Genomic DNA, 15,291 nt, shown 5'->3' on the forward strand with positions numbered 1-15,291 from the left:
CCCGTTTCCATGCCCGCCAAGCGGCGCGTGGCCCAGCTCGTCATGCTGGCCTTCGCCGTGCTGATCGTGATGGGCGCCTACGCCAACGTGGGCCTGGCCATCGACGAGCAGGTGCCGTCGGGCATGCTGACGTACGGCCTGGGCCTGGGCGGTTTCATGCTCGCCGCCTACCTGGTGCTCGCCAAGTTCGCCCCCTGGGCAGACCCCCTCCTGCTGCCGCTGGTCACCCTGGTCAACGGGCTCGGCCTGGTGATGATCTTCCGGTTGGAGCGTGCCGAGATGCCCGGCGCCTCGGCCACCACGCAGCTGCTCTACACCGGCATCGGCGTCGTGCTCTTCGCCGTCACCCTGCTCGCCCTGCGCGACCACCGCACGCTGCAGCGCCTGACCTACACCTCCGGTTTCGTCGGGCTGTTCCTGCTGGTCTCCCCGCTCATCCCGGGCCTGGGCAAGACCATCAACGGCGCCAAGATCTGGATCGGCTTCGGCCCGTTCACCATCCAGCCCGCCGAGTTCGCCAAGATCGCGCTGGTGGTCTTCTTCGCCGGCTACCTGGTGGCCAAGCGCGACGTGCTGGCCCTGGCCGGCCGCCGGCTACTCTTCATCGACCTGCCGCGCGCCCGCGACCTCGGACCGGTCCTCATCACCTGGGGCATCAGCCTCGGCGTGCTGGTCCTGCAGCGTGACCTGGGCTCCTCGCTGCTGCTGTTCGGCGCCTTCATCGTGATGCTCTACATCGCCACGCAGCGCACCTCGTGGGTGCTGATCGGCATCCTGCTGTTCGTGGGCGGCGCCTTCATCGCCGGGCAGATCTTCGACCACGTGGGCGACCGTTTCGACGTGTGGCTCAACCCCGGCAGCACCGAGTTCTACGACCGCGAGTTCGGCGGCAGCTACCAGCTCATGCAGGGCCTGTTCGGCATGGCCAACGGCGGCATCCTGGGCACCGGGCTCGGCCAGGGCCACCCCGAGCTGATCCCGCTGGCCTTCTCCGACTTCATCTTCGCCGCCACCGGCGAGGAGCTGGGCCTGACCGGCCTCATGGCGCTGCTCATGCTCTACGCGCTGATCGTGCAGCGCGGCCTGCGCACCTCGCTCGCCGCGCGCGAGCCGTTCACCAAGCTGCTGGCGGGCGGCCTGTCGTTCATCATCGCCTGGCAGGTCTTCATCATCGTCGGCGGCGTGACCAACCTCATCCCGCTGACCGGTCTGGTCACCCCGTTCATGTCCCAGGGCGGCTCGGCCCTGCTGGCTAACTGGATCCTTATCGCGCTGCTGGTACGCATGTCTGATGCCGCACGGCGCCCCCCACCCCAGGCGATCCAGAACGAAGGATTGACGCAGGTGTTCCAGCGATGAACGGCACTCTGAAACGAGCCGCCGTGGCCTGCATGGCCATGTTCGCGCTGCTCATGATCAACGTGAACTACTTCCAGGCGGTCAGGGGACAGACCGACACCTTCCAGAACGACAACCGCGACCGCCGCAACTACTTCGAGCGCTACGCGATCGAGCGCGGGCGCATCACGGCGGGCGGCAAGGTCATCCTGGCCCAGTCGAAGGAGCAGGACGGCAGCATCCGCTTCGTCCGCCGCTACGCGGAGGGCGAGCTGTACGCCCACGTGACCGGCTTCTTCTCCCCCTACACCGCCACGCAGATCGAGGGCACCGAGAACAAGCTGCTCGACGGCTCCAGCGCCGACCTGCTGCTCCAGCGGGGCATCGACATGTTCACCGGCGAGCCCACCCGCGGCGCGAACGTCGACCTGACGATCGACCCGAAGGTGCAGAAGGCCGCCTACGACGCGCTGCGCCAGAGCGGCAAGCGCGGCGCCGTCGTCGCGATCGACCCCAAGACGGGCGCGATCCTGGCGATGGTCTCGCTGCCCACCTACGACCCCAACGTGCTGTCGGACCCCGACCCCGGCAAGGTCACCAAGGCCTACGAGGCGCTCGACCCCAAGAGCCTCGACACCCCGCTGCTCAACCGCACCACCGAGCGCACCTACGCTCCCGGCTCGACCTTCAAGGTGGTCACCACGGCCGCCTGGCTCGAAGACGACTCCAGCCGCGACGGCAACACCAACGTCGACGCCCCCACGCGGCTCAGCCTGCCCAGCACCAGCGCCACCCTGCCCAACTACGGCGGCGCCGCGTGCGGCGGCGGCAACGTCCCGATGGCGTACGCGCTGCAGAAGTCGTGCAACACCCCGTACGGCAAGATCGGGCTCGAACTCGGCTACGAGAAGATGCTGGAGCAGACCGAGAAGTTCGGCATCGGCCAGTCGCTGCAGGTGCCGATCCCCGTGGTCGCCAGCTCCCTGGGCCCGCAGGAAGACCCCGCCGCCATCGCGATGTCGGCGATCGGCCAGCGCAGCGTCCAGATGACGCCGCTGCAGATGGCCATGATCGCGGCGGGCATCGCCAACGACGGCAAGGTCATGAAGCCGTACCTGGTCAACAGGATCACCAACCACAAGGGCGACGAGCTCAGCGCGGCCGACCCCGAGGAGCTGTCCGAGGCGATGAGCGCGGAGTCGGCGCAGAAGCTCAAGGCCATGATGGTCAGCGTTGTCAACGAGGGCACCGCCCGCGCCGCCCAGGTCCCCGGCCTGGAGGTCGGCGGCAAGACCGGCACGGCCGAGACCGCCAAGGGGCGTGCGCCGCACGCCTGGTTCATCGGTTTCAGCGACAAGGTGGCCCTGGCCGTCCTGGTCGAGTCCGGAGCGGCCAGCGTCGGGGCGGAAGCCACCGGTGGAGGGGTTGCGGCCCCGATCGCGAAGTCGGTGTTGGAGGCGGTGCAGAGCAGGTGACCGTCCTGGGCGGCCGCTACGTCCTGACCGCCCGCATCGCGCGGGGCGGCATGGGCGAGGTCTGGCGTGCCCGGGACGAACTCCTCGGCCGCGAGGTGGCCGTCAAGCTGCTGCACAAGGACGACCCGGCGTTCGTGGCGCGTTTCCGCAACGAGGCGCGCATCACCGCCGGGCTCACCGATCCGGGCATCGCGCAGGTCTTCGACTACGGCGAGCAGCACGACCTGGCCTACCTGATCATGGAGCTGGTCCACGGCGAGCCGCTGTCGGCGATCCTGGCCCGCAACTCCGTGCTCGGCCCCGAGGTCACCCTCGACATCGTGCACCAGAGCGCCAAGGCGCTGCACTCCGCCCACCAGGCGGGCATCATCCATCGCGACGTCAAGCCGGGCAACCTGCTCATCACGCCCGAGGGCACGATCAAGGTCACCGACTTCGGCATCGCCCGCTCGATGGAGGCGGCGTCGGTCACCATGACCGGCACCGTGCTCGGCACCGCGCAGTACGTCAGCCCCGAGCAGGCCCAGGGCCTGCCGCTCACCCCCGCCACCGACCTGTACTCCCTGGGCGTGGTGGCCTACGAGTGCCTGGCCGGCCGGGTGCCGTTCACCAGCGACAACCAGGTCGCCATCGCGCTGATGCACCTGAACGAGACCCCGCCGCCGCTGGGCGTCGACGTGCCGGCGCCGCTGCGCGACCTGGTCATGCGGCTGCTGTCCAAGGATCCCGAGCGCCGGCCCGGCTCGGCGATGGAGCTGGCCGACCGCGCCTCCGTGCTGCGCCAGACGCTGGCGGGCACCGAGCGGGTCACTGAGCTCAGCATGCTGACCGACCCGTCGGGCTTCAGGATCGGCACCTACGGCGCCGCCCCGGCGACCTCGGTCCCCGAGACCCCTGCCACCCAGGCGTACGGCAGGACCCACGTGGGTACGCCGCCGCCTGCCGTACCGGAACGACGTTCGCGCAGGGGCCGGGCTGTGGTGTTCGCCACGATCGGATGCGCCGCGGCGGTCGGGCTCGGCGTGTGGGCGGCCAACACCTTCGAGGCGCAGCTCCCACCCACCGTCGCCGACCCGACGGGGACGGTGACGACCAAGCCGGTGAGCAAGCCCAGCAAGAAGAAGACGCCCACTCGCAAGCCGTCGCCTGTTCCGGTCATGCCGACGAAACCGGTAGCCTCACCGTCAGCTAGCGTTAGTACGACGAAGACTCCGACGAAGCCGACTGTGACACCGACCAGGACTCCGACCCGAACCCCGACGCGCACACCAACCACAACCCCCACTTCGACACCAACCACAACCTCACCGTCAGGCTCGCCGGACCCAGGCGACACAAATCCGCCGGAAGGGTGAGACGTGATGAGTCGCGGGGTCGATGATGGACACCGGTGCGTCAGGCCGGTAACCAAGATGAACGGTAAGGGACAGTGCAGGAAATGACTCAGCCTCGGCTACTCGGAGGTCGCTACGAGCTCGACGGAGTCGTCGGGCGCGGCGGCATGGCCGAGGTCTATCGCGCCAGAGACATCCGGCTGGACCGCATTGTCGCGATCAAGACACTGAGGTCGGATCTCGCACGTGACCACACGTTCCAAGCGCGCTTCCGCCGCGAAGCCCAGTCGGCCGCCTCGCTGAACCACCCGGCGGTCGTCGCCGTCTACGACACGGGCGAAGACTCCTCCGAGGGCGCACCGGTCCCCTACATCGTGATGGAGTACGTCGACGGCCGCACGCTGCGCGACCTGCTGCGCCAGGACCGCCATCTGATGCCCGAACGTGCTGCGGAGCTGGTCGACGGCATTCTGCGCGCGCTCGACTACAGCCATCGCGGCGGCATCGTGCACCGCGACATCAAGCCGGCCAACGTCATGATCACCCGCAACGGCGACGTCAAGGTGATGGACTTCGGCATCGCCCGCGCGATGGCCGACTCGGCCGCCACGATGACGCAGACCGCGCAGGTCATAGGGACCGCTCAGTATCTCTCGCCCGAGCAGGCGCGGGGCGAGCGCGTCGACGCGCGCAGCGACATCTACTCCACCGGTTGCGTGTTCTACGAGCTGCTGACCGGCCAGCCGCCCTTCACCGGCGACTCCCCCGTGGCGATCGCCTACCAGCACGTGCGCGAAGAGCCCATCCCGCCGTCGCAGATCAACCCCGAGATCCCCCGGTGGGCCGACGCGATCGTGCTCAAGGCGATGGCCAAGGATCCGGCGCACCGCTACCAGAGCGCCGCCGAGATGCGCGCCGACATCCAGCGTGCCATGACCGGCCAGCCCGTCGACGCGCAGACCATGGCGATGGCGACCTCTGGCACGCGCATGATGACCTCCACCCAGGCGGGCCCGGCCACCGGCCGCACCTCCGCCATCCCGCCTTACGAGTACGGCGACGGCCAGGGCGGCGGTCGTGGCGGGCGCCGGCGTGCGGCCGGAGGCGGCGGTGGCGGCAAGGTCGCCAGGACGCTCGCGTGGATCCTGATCCCGCTGCTGATCATCGGCGCGTTCATCGGCGTCGGCTACTACTTCCTGAGCAGCAACAACGGCGGCACGGAGGATCCCACCAAGGTCGCCAAGGTCGCCGTGCCCAACGTCGCCGGACAGACGAAGGACGAGGCTCAGGGCCCCCTGAGCAACGCCAAGCTCGTCGTCGGCGACACCACAATGGAGAACAGCACGGAGTACGACAAGGGTCAGATCATCAAGACCGACCCCCCGAGCGGCACCGAGGTCGACCAGGGCACCAAAATCAACCTGATCGTGTCGGACGGCCCCGCGAAGGTGACCGTCCCGGCCGACCTGGTCGGCATGAAGCAGGAAGACGCGCTGAAGGCTCTTGACGACGCCGGGCTGAAGGGCCAGGTCAAGCAGAGATCCTCCAGCAAGCCGCAGGGCACGGTCATCGCCACCGACCCGAAGCCCGGCACCGAGGTGAGCGAGGGCAAGACCGTCACGCTCTTCGTGCCGTCCGCGCGGGTCGAGGTCCCCGACGTCGCCCAGTGGAGCCAGAAGGACGCCGAGAAGGAGCTCAAGGGCCTGGGCTTCAAGGTCACGGTCGTCGAGCAGGCCAGCCCCGATATTCCTGCCGGTTCGGTCATCATGACCAACCCGCCCGCCGGCACGCAGCTGCCCACCGGCGGCTCGGTGACCCTGGTCATCTCGACCGGTCCCGACACCCAGCCCACCGAGGAGCCGAGTCCGGATCCGACCGAGACCGACCCGTGGGGCCAGCCCACGGACGATCCCGGCGACGGGCAGCCCGAGGACAACCCTGAGGACCAGGGCGGCGGCTGATCATGACGCGAAAGGGCCCCAGCTCGGACGAGCCGGGGCCCTTCGCCTTGTGCACGAATGGAAGAACGTCCCCGCCGCTCGGGGGCAACGGCGGGGACGTTCATCAGTGATTCGTCGGCCGCCGCCGACGTGTTACACGAGCGTTCTGAGCCAGTTCTCCAGGAGCTGGTCGCCGTGTTCCGACAGAACGGACTCGGGGTGGAACTGCACGCCCTCCACGGGCGCGCTGCGGTGGCGCAGGCCCATCACGACCCCGTCGGGGGTGCTCGCGCTCACCTCGAGCTCCTGAGGCACGCTGTCGGGCCGTACGGCAAGCGAGTGGTAGCGCGTCATCCGCACCGGCGACGGCAGGTCGCGGAAGACGCCGCGGCCGTCGTGGGAGATCGGGCTCGTCCTGCCGTGCACGAGTTCCGGCGCCGTGGTGACGATGCCTCCGAGCGCCACCGCGATGGCCTGGTGGCCGAGGCAGACGCCCAGGAGCGGCAGGTCGCGCTCGATGGCGTGGTGGACCAGCGGGACGCTGACCCCGGCCGCCTCCGGGGTGCCGGGGCCGGGGCTGACGAGCACGCCGTCGAAGCCGTCGGCGTCGTCGACGCGCACCACGTCGCGCGGCCTGACGTCGCACTCGGCGCCGAGCCTGCGGCAGTACTGCACGATCGTGTGGACGAAGCTGTCGTGGTTGTCCACAACCAGGACGCGGGGCTTCACTTCTGTACGGTCACCTCATCGAGCGCCACGCTCGGTTCGAGCAGGGGGAAGACGAAGTACCAGAGTACGGCCGACGCCGCCGCGACCAGCGCGGTGGCCGTCAGCAGGCGCACGCCGAGCCCTCCCGGCAACATCCGCCACAACCACGCGTACATCAGACCTCCCTGGGCTCGGTGGATTTGAGCACGCCGTAGACGATGAGCCGTTGCTCGGCGGAGTACTCCGGGTGGCAGGTCGACAGCGTGATCGTGGGGCGGATGGGCCGGATATCCGGCTTGTGGGGCACCGGCGCCAGGACGTCGATCTCGTCGGGCATCACGACCTCCTGCGAGGTGACCCGGTAGACGTAGCGGGCCTCGCGCGCCTCGACCACGATCTCGTCGTCGCGCTCCAGCTCGTCGATGCGGTTGAAGGGCGCGGCATAGGTGGTGCGGTGCCCCGAGAGCACGAAGTTGCCCACCTCGCCCGGCAGGGCCGTGCCCGGGTAGTGGCCGGGGCCGCGCTTGAGATTCTCGTGGTCGACACCCTCGACCACGGCGTACTGGTAGTCGCGGCCCAGGCGCGGGATACGCAGCAGGGCGACGGCCTTGCCGATTTTGAGCTTCTCCTTCTCCTTCTTCTGCGGGGCGGCCTTCAGCTCCTCCTGCAGGCTCGCCTGATGGCGCAGGGTGTAGGAGCTGGTGCCCCAGAGCAGGTAGGCGCAGAAGAGAAGCAGCACCAGCCCCGCCGTGATGCTGAGCTCGCCGAATGTACGCAGCAGTGCTCTCACGCGATTCAGCGTAGGTCTAGGGATCGCCACGACATGCGCAGGGCGACTATCCTTGGCCAGGCTTCAACTACGCTTAACAAAGAGCCTGTGGACGATCCGGATGCCCAGGCGCTCAGCAGGAGTTTCCCGTGCCTAAGTCCAATGCTCGCAAGAAGGCGGTATACACCCCGCCGCAGAAGGCCAAAGAGGTCAAGCTCAGCCCCCGCTGGCTCGCACCGACCATGGTCGCCTCATGGATCATCGGCATCCTGTGGATCGCGGTGTTCTACATCACGAACGTCGCCGGGGTGGATGTACCTTTCATGACCGATCTGCAGAACTGGAACCTCGGCATCGGGTTTGCTTTCATCATCTTCGGTGTGGTGCTTTCCACCCGCTGGCGTTAGTTCTTTCCACAGTCTTTTCCACAGCCTGGGGATGTCAGAGCGAGAACTGTGCGCTTCTGATCGCGACCAGGATGACGAGGACGGCCAGAACCCCCACGATCGCGGCGACCTGCACCAGGGAGCGGCTCTTCTTGGGGGCATAGGCCAGGGCGGCTGAGACGACCGCGCCCGTGGCCAGGCCGCCCAGGTGAGCGGTCCAGCTCAGCATGGTGCCGCCGAAGACTCCGGGAATGATCCACGGCAGGAACGTGATCGCCAGGTTGATGGCGATGAGCACGACCACGCCCCGCACATCCATGTTCAGCTTGCGCCCCACCACGAAGACGGCCGCGAACAGGCCGTAGACGGCTCCGGAGGCGCCCACGCTCCACGTGTTGGGCGCGTCGAGCCAGTAGGCCAGCGTGCTGCCGCCCAGCGCGCTGAGCAGGTACAGCGCGGCGAAGCGCCAGTGGCCGAAGGCCCGCTCCAGGTAGGGCCCGATGGCCCAGAGGGCGTAGCCGTTGAACAGGATGTGGATGAACCCGAAGTGCAGGAACGCGCTGGTGATCAGGCGGTAGTACTGCCCGAGCCCGACCACGGCCAGCGGGTTCATCGCCAGCTCGGCGGTCAGCCGGTCGTTGGTGAGGTACTGCCCGGCGAACATCAGGGCGATGAGACCCAGGATCGTGTAGGTCACCACCGGCTTGGCGACCACGGCGCCACCGAAGGTCGAGCGCGCCTGCCGTACGGACTTGTTGCCCTGGGCGACGCACTCGGGGCACTGGAAGCCCACGGAGGCGTTCTGCATGCAGTCGGGGCAGATGGGGCGGTTGCAGCGCTGGCAGCGCACCCAGGTCTCCCGATCGTTGTGACGGTAACAGGTGGGTACCGTCTCGGAAGGCTGGGAAGGCTGGCTCGTCATACGAGCCAGCCTAAAACCCCAGGGCTCATGGTGGAGCCAGGCGACGACTCAGGCGGGAACGCGGTCGATCGTGACCTTCTCGATCACCACGTCCTGCACCGGGCGGTCGCGGCGGTCGGTGGCCGTCTTGGCGATCGAGTCGACCACGTCGCGGCCCTCGATGACCTCACCGAAGATGGTGTGGCCCTGGTTGAGGTGCGGCGTGGCTCCCACGGTGATGAAGAACTGCGAGCCGTTGGTGCCCTTGCCGAACCGCTTGCCCGCGTTGGCCATGGCCAGCAGGTAGGGGCGGTTGAAGTTGTTCTGGGCGTGGATCTCGTCGTCGAAGTCGTAGCCGGGGCCGCCGATGCCCTGTCCGAGCGGGTCGCCGCCCTGGATCATGAAGCCACTGATGACGCGGTGGAAGACCGTGCCGTCGTAGAGCGGGTCGTTGGTCTTGGCGCCGGTGCCCGGGTGGGTCCATTCGCGCGTGCCCTCGGCCAGCTCGACGAAGTTCGCGACGGTCGTCGGAGCGAGATCGGGCATGAGCTTGATCCGGATGAGACCGTGATTTGTCTGAAGGTTTGCGATCAGCTTCTCAGCCACGTGGAAGCCGCCCCCTCTGCGATTTGTCCAGGTGTATTAACTATGGCCCTTGGGGCTCTAGAGCATCCTCCCACGTCTGTGGATGATTGAGCCGCCTTCTTCCGGGAAGGTCACGTGCGGGGCCCCAACGACAGGGGAGGTTGTCGTGTCCCTGACACTCAGAAAGCGCCGCGTGATCGTTGAAGTACCGAACACGTGGATGGGCCGCATGAAGGCCCAGGCCGTACGAGCCGGAGATCGGCTCGGGCCAATGGCGGGACAGGCCAAGGATATGGCCGCGCACCGCTTCGAGGATGCCCGTTACTGGGCCGCTCCTCGGCTCGAGGATGCCGCCCAGCGGCTTGAGAAGGACCTCGCGCCGAGGGTCAGCGCCATGCTGGCCGACGCGGCCAAGAAGGTCGACCCGACGCCGGCGCGTTCGCGCAGGTGGCCGGTCGCGGTCCTCGTGACCGGGGTCGCGCTGGGAGCGATGGGCTACATGTTCTACCGTCGCAACGCCCAGCAGTGGACCGACCACATGAAGGACTCGGCCGCCGATGCCTCGCGGTGGGTCAGCGACAAGGCTGACCAGACCGCCGGCAAGGCGAACCAGTTGGCGGACAAGGTGTCCGACAAGGCCGACGAGGCGTCCAAGAAGTACTAGCGCGTTCGAAGCCCCCGGGGTGCGCATCCCGGGGGCTTCGGCGTCCGCGTTGACGTATAACCAAGCGCTTGCTACAACCTAGCAATGACGCTGTCACCCCTCGACGACTTCCCCGTCCATCAGGCGCCCCAGGTCATGCGGCACGTCGCGACCTCCGATCGCAACTTCTACGACCGCTACTACTTCAACTGCTTCTCGCCCGACGAGGAGCTGATGCTCATCATCGGGCTGGGGCAGTATCCCAACCTCGGGGTCACCGACGCCTTCGCGTGCGTACGGCACGGCGACATCCACCGGGTGGTGCGCGCCTCCCGCGAGCTCGGCGAGGACAGGATGGACACCTCGGTGGGGCCCTTCCGGGTCGAGGTGATCGAAGGACTCAAGCGGCTGCGGGTGGTGCTCGACGACAACGCGCATGAGCTCTCCTTCGACCTGAGCTGGGAGGGCACGGTCCCGGCGACCCTGGAGCCGCGGCACTTCGTGCGATGGCAGGAGCGGGTGATCTTCGATTCGATGCGGATGGCGCAGACAGGGCGCTGGTCCGGACATATCAGGATCGGTTCGACGGAGATCCCCGTCACCCCCGGCACCTGGCAGGGCACCCGCGACCGGTCCTGGGGCATCCGCCCCGTCGGCGAGCCCGAGCCCGCCGGCATCCAGGCCAAGAACGCGGGCACGTTCTACTGGCTCTACGCGCCCATGCAGTTCGAGGACCACGCGATCCTCTGCATCATCCAGGAGGACGAGCACGGCCGCCGGGTGCTGGAGGAGGCCACGCGCGTCTGGAGCGACGGCCGCGAGGAGTTCCTCGGCCGGCCGGAGTACCACCCGGTCTACGCGCCCGGCACCCGTGACGTCGAGCACGCGGTGGTGAGCTTCAGCCCACCCCGCGGCAAGCCCTTCGACGTGCACTGCACCCCGGTCCTGCCGGTCCACCTCATGGTGGGCACCGGCTATGGCCTGGAACCGGACTGGAAGCACGGCATGTACCAGGGGCCGGGTCCCGTCGTGCAGGGCGTGACGTACACGCTGCCTGAGGACTCGGCCCGGATGTGGGGCATGGTCGACGCCATGGGGCGCTTCGAGTACGACGGGAAGGTGGGGTACGGCCTGTACGAATACTGGGCCCTGGGGCCGCACCCCTCCTTCGGCTGAGCCCCTAGGCGGGCCTGCAGGCGATCGTCAGCGCGCCCTCGGGCGCCTTGTCCGGGTCGATGACGATCGGCTTGCCGTCCTTGTCCACGGGCGGCTCGGCGGGAACGGCGTGCGCCGTCGGCCCGTCCGCGGCCACACCTGCCGCCGCGGCGTGCGACTCGCCCTCCTCCAGCGGCTTGGCGGGAACCGCCTCGCCGCCGTCCCTGAGCCTGATCTCGCCCTTGACGGTCTCCCCGCCGGGCACGGGCTGGGCCTCGGCGGCCCTGGTGACCATCACCTCGCCCTTGCCGTCCTGGAACGTCACCGGAACGCCCGGCTTGACCTCGAACTTCTGGCCGTCGCCCGTCTCGCAGACGATGACCCCCTCCGTGCCGGCCGGCCCAGGAGCCGGGTCGGCCATGGCCGACCCGGACAGGCCGGTCATGGCCAGGAGCGCCACCGCCCCGGCGAGCAGCGCCACACGTCCCTTACGCATTGGTCCTCCCTGTGGTTCTCGGATGACCACGAGGCTGGCCGAGCCGACCTGAAGCGAGCCTGAACGTCCCAAAAATGATCTTCAGGTTCCCTTTAGGTACGATCAGGCACCCTTGACGACGTGCGAGTGCTCCTGGTTGAAGACGAAGAACGCCTGGCCCAGCTGATCAAGGACGGGCTGGCAGGCGAGGGATTCGCGGTGGACGTCGCGCACGACGGGCGGGACGGCCTGTGGCTGGCGACCGAGAACCCCTACGACGTGATCGTGCTGGACGTGATGTTGCCGCGCATGAACGGCTACACCGTCTGCGCGCGGCTGCGCGACGCGGGCAACTGGACGCCGATCATGATGCTCACCGCCAAGGACGGCGTCTACGACGAGGCCGAGGCTCTCGACACCGGCGCGGACGACTACCTGGCCAAGCCCTTCTCCTACGTGGTGCTTCTGGCCAGGCTCAGGGCCCTGGTACGGCGGGGCGGACGGGAACGGCCCGTCTCCATCACCGTCGGCGACCTGGTCATCGACCCCGCGGGCATCCGCTGCCATCGCGGCGAGACCGAGATCTCGCTGACGCCCAAGGAGTTCGCCGTGCTGCACGGGCTGGCCCGGCGCGCCGGGGAGGTGGTGTCCAAGAGCGAACTGCTCGCGCAGGCCTGGGACTTCTCCTACGACGGCGATCCGAACATCGTCGAGGTCTACATCAGCGCGCTCCGCCGCAAGATCGACCAGCCGTTCGGGCGCACCTCGCTGGTGACCGTACGCGGCGCCGGATACCGGCTGGAGGCGGTGTGAAGCTCAACTCCGTGCGGGTACGCGCCACGCTCGCGGCGACGCTGGTCGTCGCGGTGGCCCTGCTCGTGGTGGCTTTCGTGCTGACGAGCTCGCTGCGTGGCACGTTGTGGAGCAGCGCCAACGCGCAGGCCACGCAGAAGGCGATGATGGCGGCCTCGGGGACGCTGGCCGTACGCACGACACCCGATGTCACCGTGGAGCGGGTCACGGGCGCGACGGCCGACGACGCGGGGGCGGGAATCGGGGCCACGGTCGATGACGCGGGTGTCGGTGCCGGGACCCCCGCCGACGACGCCGATGCCGTGATCGGTTTGACGCGCGTGCCGACCTACTACGGCGCGATCTCTCCCGATGGCAACACGCTGTCGCTCGCCAAGCCGATCTACGACCCCGACATCGCCTACGCCAGGACGGCCGTGGTGCCCGCCCAGATGGCCGAGCCCGGCTACGCGGTGGCCCGCCTGAACGTCACAGAGCCCGCCGGCGAGACCATGACCGTCTTCGGCCGGGCCTCGCTCGACACCGCCGAGCGCACCCTGGAGACGCTCAACACCGTCCTGCTGCCGGGCGTGCCGCTGCTGCTGTTCGTCGTGGCGGGCATGACCTGGTTCGCCGTCGGCCGCGCCCTGCGCCCGGTCGCCGCGATCCGGGGCAAGATGGCCGACATCACCGCCAGCGACCTGCACCAGCGTGTGCCCGTGCCGCCCTCCGACGACGAGATCGCCGCCCTGGCCGGCACCGTCAACGACACGCTCGACCGCCTGGAAAGCGCGGTGGAGCAGCACAAACGTTTCGTCGCCGACGCCGCGCACGAGCTGCGCAGCCCCATCGCGACCCTGCGCGCCCGCCTGGAGCTGACCGGCGACCCCGACCTGGCCAAGGAGGCCCTGGCCGACGTGACGCGCCTGCAGACGCTCGCCTCCGACCTGCTCCTGCTGGCCCGCCTCGACGCGGGCGAGCCGCTGCGCGCCACGGAACTCGACCTGAGCCAGGCCGCGGCCGAGACCGCGGCGAGCTCCGGCAGGCGGCCCGGTGTCGAGGTCAAGCTCGACATCGAACCCGACGTGGTCATGCGAGGCTCTCGCGGTCATCTCGACAGGCTGGTCTCCAACCTGGTCGGCAACGCCGTACGGCACGCCGACTCGATGGTGGTGGTGCGCGTCCACGAGCAGGCCGGCCAGGCCGTGCTGGAGGTGCTCGACGACGGGCCGGGCATCCCCGAGGAGTCACGCGAGGCGGTGTTCGACCGCTTCACCAGGCTCGACGAGGCCAGGGCCAGAGACGCCGGCGGGGCGGGGCTGGGGCTGCCGATCGCCCGCGACATCGCCGCGCTCCACGGCGGCACCCTGGTGGCCCAGGACGGCGGCTTCGTCGCCCGTTTTCCCTTGAACCACACGCGTGGTGCCGTACGTGAGGACGGTTGAGGAGGCAACCATGCTCACACGCCGCGCAGTGATCATCAGAGGAGGAGCAGCCACCGCAGCCGGGGCTTCGGTGCTGTTCTTATGGGCGGAACCCGCGGAGGCGGGGCCGATCCTGGCCAAGACCAAGAACATCCCCGTGGGCGGCGGGAAGGTGATCAAGGGCAAGTACGTCATCACCCGCCCGAGCAAGAAGGTCTTCCGCTGCTTCACCGCCAAGTGCACCCACCAGGGCTGCACGGTCGCCGGTGTCAGCGGCGGCACCATCAACTGCCCGTGTCACGGCAGCAAGTTCAGCATCCGCACGGGAGCGGTCGTCAACGGCCCCGCCACCAGGAGCCTCGCCCGCAAGAAGATCACGGTGGCCAAGGGCGTGATCAGGCTGGCGTGAGGGCCAGCACGTAGGCCGTGTTCCGGCGGTAGGTGCGGAACCCGGCTCTCTCATAGATGCCCGGGGCACCGGAAGGGCTGTCGGCGTCCACGTTCAGAGCGGCCTTGCCGAAACCCTGGGCCTGGAAGGCGGCCAGGGCGTGCGCGATCATCGAGCCCGCCACGCCCTTGCCACGCCACTCGCGCCGGGTGCCGATGAGGTGGATGTAGGCCTCCTTGACACCCGTCGCGGCGGTGTCGGCCTCGTAGTGGGCGGTCAGCAGGATGCCGGCCACGTCGTCGCCGTCGAGCGCCAGGAAGGACGACTCCGGGGCGAAGGAACGGCCGCCGACGAAGTACGTCCACGTCTCCTCGGTCTGCGGCACGCTGCCCCAGTGGTCGGCGAAAGCCGCGTTGCGCACCGCCAGCGCGCCCAGGCTCAGCTCCGGGCGCCAGGTGACGATCTCGATGCCCTCGGGCACGGGCACCTCGGCGACCTCGCCCTTGAGCTCCTGCTCCATGTCGTAGAACCAGCGCACCGGCTTGAACCCGACCTGCTCCAGGAGGATCTGCTCGCCGTGGTTCTTCTCGAACGAGCCCGCGTGCAACTCCAGCGGGACCCCTGGATAGCGGCGCTCGCTCAGCGCGGGGGCGCGCTCGACCGCCCAGTCCAGCAGCCGCCTGCCGTACCCGCGCCTGCGGAAGTCGGGGTGGATGTCGCCGCCGATGAACATCCAGTGAGCCTGCTCGATCGTCTGCCTCGCGATCAGGTGCACGTAGCCGAGGATGCGCTCGCCGTCGCGCAGGGCCATGGTGCCTTCGTCGAGTTCGAGCAGGGGGTTGTCGAGGAACTCCGCCAGGTCCTCGGCTGAGTAGTTCTCGCCGGCCCTGTCGGCCGCTTCGATCTCGGCCGACAGGACGGCCATTGCCTGGGCGTCGTCCTTGGTGAGGGGGCTCCAGGTAAGGCTCATGCCATGAA

17 protein-coding genes are annotated in these 15,291 nt (G+C 68.8%); 10 read left to right on the forward strand and 7 right to left on the reverse strand.

Annotated elements, in window-relative coordinates; translation table 11 throughout:
- Nucleotides 1–9 precede the first annotated feature (9 nt).
- The 4 genes from HNR30_RS15045 (at nt 10) to pknB (ending at nt 6,108) form a co-directional block, all read left to right on the forward strand.
- Nucleotides 10–1,359 carry an FtsW/RodA/SpoVE family cell cycle protein gene (locus tag HNR30_RS15045; protein WP_181610462.1) on the forward strand — a complete coding sequence of 450 codons (1,350 nt, stop codon included), beginning with the start codon at nt 10–12 and terminating at the stop codon, nt 1,357–1,359.
- A complete protein-coding gene (locus HNR30_RS15050) occupies nt 1,356–2,813 on the forward strand; it encodes a peptidoglycan D,D-transpeptidase FtsI family protein (RefSeq protein WP_181610463.1) in 1,458 nt (485 codons plus the stop codon). Before HNR30_RS15045 ends, HNR30_RS15050 begins: the two co-directional genes overlap by 4 nt.
- Nucleotides 2,810–4,168, forward strand: a complete 1,359-nt coding sequence (locus tag HNR30_RS15055; protein ID WP_312894424.1) for a protein kinase domain-containing protein — start codon at nt 2,810–2,812, stop codon at nt 4,166–4,168. The genes HNR30_RS15050 and HNR30_RS15055 overlap by 4 nt, the downstream gene beginning before the upstream one ends.
- 83 nt (nt 4,169–4,251) lie before the next feature.
- Nucleotides 4,252–6,108 carry a Stk1 family PASTA domain-containing Ser/Thr kinase gene (pknB, locus tag HNR30_RS15060; protein ID WP_181610464.1) on the forward strand — a complete coding sequence of 619 codons (1,857 nt, stop codon included), beginning with the start codon at nt 4,252–4,254 and terminating at the stop codon, nt 6,106–6,108.
- Nucleotides 6,109–6,240: 132 nt separating this feature from the next.
- Here the strand turns inward: pknB and HNR30_RS15065 are convergent, their stop codons facing one another.
- The 3 genes from HNR30_RS15065 to HNR30_RS15075 are packed head-to-tail and all read right to left on the reverse strand — an operon-like array spanning nt 6,241 to nt 7,585.
- On the reverse strand, nt 6,241–6,816 hold the full coding sequence (locus HNR30_RS15065) for an anthranilate synthase component II (protein ID WP_181610465.1): 576 nt from the start codon (nt 6,814–6,816) through the stop codon (nt 6,241–6,243).
- Nucleotides 6,813–6,971 (reverse strand): hypothetical protein, encoded by a 159-nt coding sequence (locus HNR30_RS15070; protein ID WP_181610466.1) that lies wholly within the window; start codon nt 6,969–6,971, stop codon nt 6,813–6,815. Before HNR30_RS15070 ends, HNR30_RS15065 begins: the two co-directional genes overlap by 4 nt.
- A complete protein-coding gene (locus tag HNR30_RS15075) occupies nt 6,971–7,585 on the reverse strand; it encodes a class E sortase (protein ID WP_181610467.1) in 615 nt (204 codons plus the stop codon). The genes HNR30_RS15070 and HNR30_RS15075 overlap by 1 nt, the downstream gene beginning before the upstream one ends.
- Before the next feature lie 128 nt (nt 7,586–7,713).
- Between HNR30_RS15075 and HNR30_RS15080 the strand changes: the two genes are divergently transcribed.
- The gene (locus HNR30_RS15080) at nt 7,714–7,971 is read left to right on the forward strand and encodes a cell division protein CrgA (RefSeq protein ID WP_181610468.1); all 258 of its coding nucleotides are present in this window, start codon (nt 7,714–7,716) and stop codon (nt 7,969–7,971) included.
- Between the two features lie 34 nt (nt 7,972–8,005).
- Here the strand turns inward: HNR30_RS15080 and HNR30_RS15085 are convergent, their stop codons facing one another.
- Nucleotides 8,006–8,872, reverse strand: coding sequence for a rhomboid family intramembrane serine protease (locus HNR30_RS15085; RefSeq protein WP_181610469.1), 867 nt, complete (start codon nt 8,870–8,872; stop codon nt 8,006–8,008).
- Between the two features lie 48 nt (nt 8,873–8,920).
- Nucleotides 8,921–9,457 carry a peptidylprolyl isomerase gene (locus tag HNR30_RS15090; protein WP_181610470.1) on the reverse strand — a complete coding sequence of 179 codons (537 nt, stop codon included), beginning with the start codon at nt 9,455–9,457 and terminating at the stop codon, nt 8,921–8,923.
- Between the two features lie 145 nt (nt 9,458–9,602).
- On the opposite strand from HNR30_RS15090, the gene HNR30_RS15095 reads away from it, so the two are divergent.
- Together HNR30_RS15095 and HNR30_RS15100 are read left to right on the forward strand one after the other, a co-directional pair.
- Nucleotides 9,603–10,100, forward strand: a complete 498-nt coding sequence (locus HNR30_RS15095; protein ID WP_181610471.1) for a hypothetical protein — start codon at nt 9,603–9,605, stop codon at nt 10,098–10,100.
- A gap of 84 nt (nt 10,101–10,184) precedes the next feature.
- Nucleotides 10,185–11,255 (forward strand): Rv3169 family protein, encoded by a 1,071-nt coding sequence (locus tag HNR30_RS15100; protein ID WP_181610472.1) that lies wholly within the window; start codon nt 10,185–10,187, stop codon nt 11,253–11,255.
- A gap of 4 nt (nt 11,256–11,259) precedes the next feature.
- Here the strand turns inward: HNR30_RS15100 and HNR30_RS15105 are convergent, their stop codons facing one another.
- Nucleotides 11,260–11,730 (reverse strand): hypothetical protein, encoded by a 471-nt coding sequence (locus HNR30_RS15105; protein WP_181610473.1) that lies wholly within the window; start codon nt 11,728–11,730, stop codon nt 11,260–11,262.
- Nucleotides 11,731–11,850: 120 nt separating this feature from the next.
- Here HNR30_RS15105 and HNR30_RS15110 point away from each other — a divergent pair, with 120 nt between their 5' ends.
- From HNR30_RS15110 to HNR30_RS15120, 3 genes are read left to right on the forward strand one after another with little or no spacing between them, the layout of a single operon-like run.
- Entirely contained in the window at nt 11,851–12,522 is a 672-nt protein-coding gene (locus tag HNR30_RS15110; RefSeq protein ID WP_181610474.1) for a response regulator transcription factor, read from the forward strand.
- Nucleotides 12,519–13,946, forward strand: coding sequence for a HAMP domain-containing sensor histidine kinase (locus HNR30_RS15115; protein WP_312894425.1), 1,428 nt, complete (start codon nt 12,519–12,521; stop codon nt 13,944–13,946). The genes HNR30_RS15110 and HNR30_RS15115 overlap by 4 nt, the downstream gene beginning before the upstream one ends.
- 10 nt (nt 13,947–13,956) lie before the next feature.
- Nucleotides 13,957–14,334: a Rieske (2Fe-2S) protein gene (locus tag HNR30_RS15120; protein WP_181610475.1), complete on the forward strand. Its 378-nt coding sequence runs from the start codon at nt 13,957–13,959 to the stop codon at nt 14,332–14,334.
- On the opposite strand, the gene HNR30_RS15125 is transcribed toward HNR30_RS15120, so the two are convergent.
- A complete protein-coding gene (locus HNR30_RS15125; protein ID WP_181610476.1) occupies nt 14,321–15,283 on the reverse strand; it encodes a GNAT family N-acetyltransferase in 963 nt (320 codons plus the stop codon). The genes HNR30_RS15120 and HNR30_RS15125 overlap by 14 nt on opposite strands.
- Nucleotides 15,284–15,291 lie beyond the last annotated feature (8 nt).

Origin of the sequence: Nonomuraea soli, from assembly GCF_013761175.1 — a bacterium.
GTDB classification, from domain to species: domain Bacteria; phylum Actinomycetota; class Actinomycetes; order Streptosporangiales; family Streptosporangiaceae; genus Nonomuraea; species Nonomuraea soli.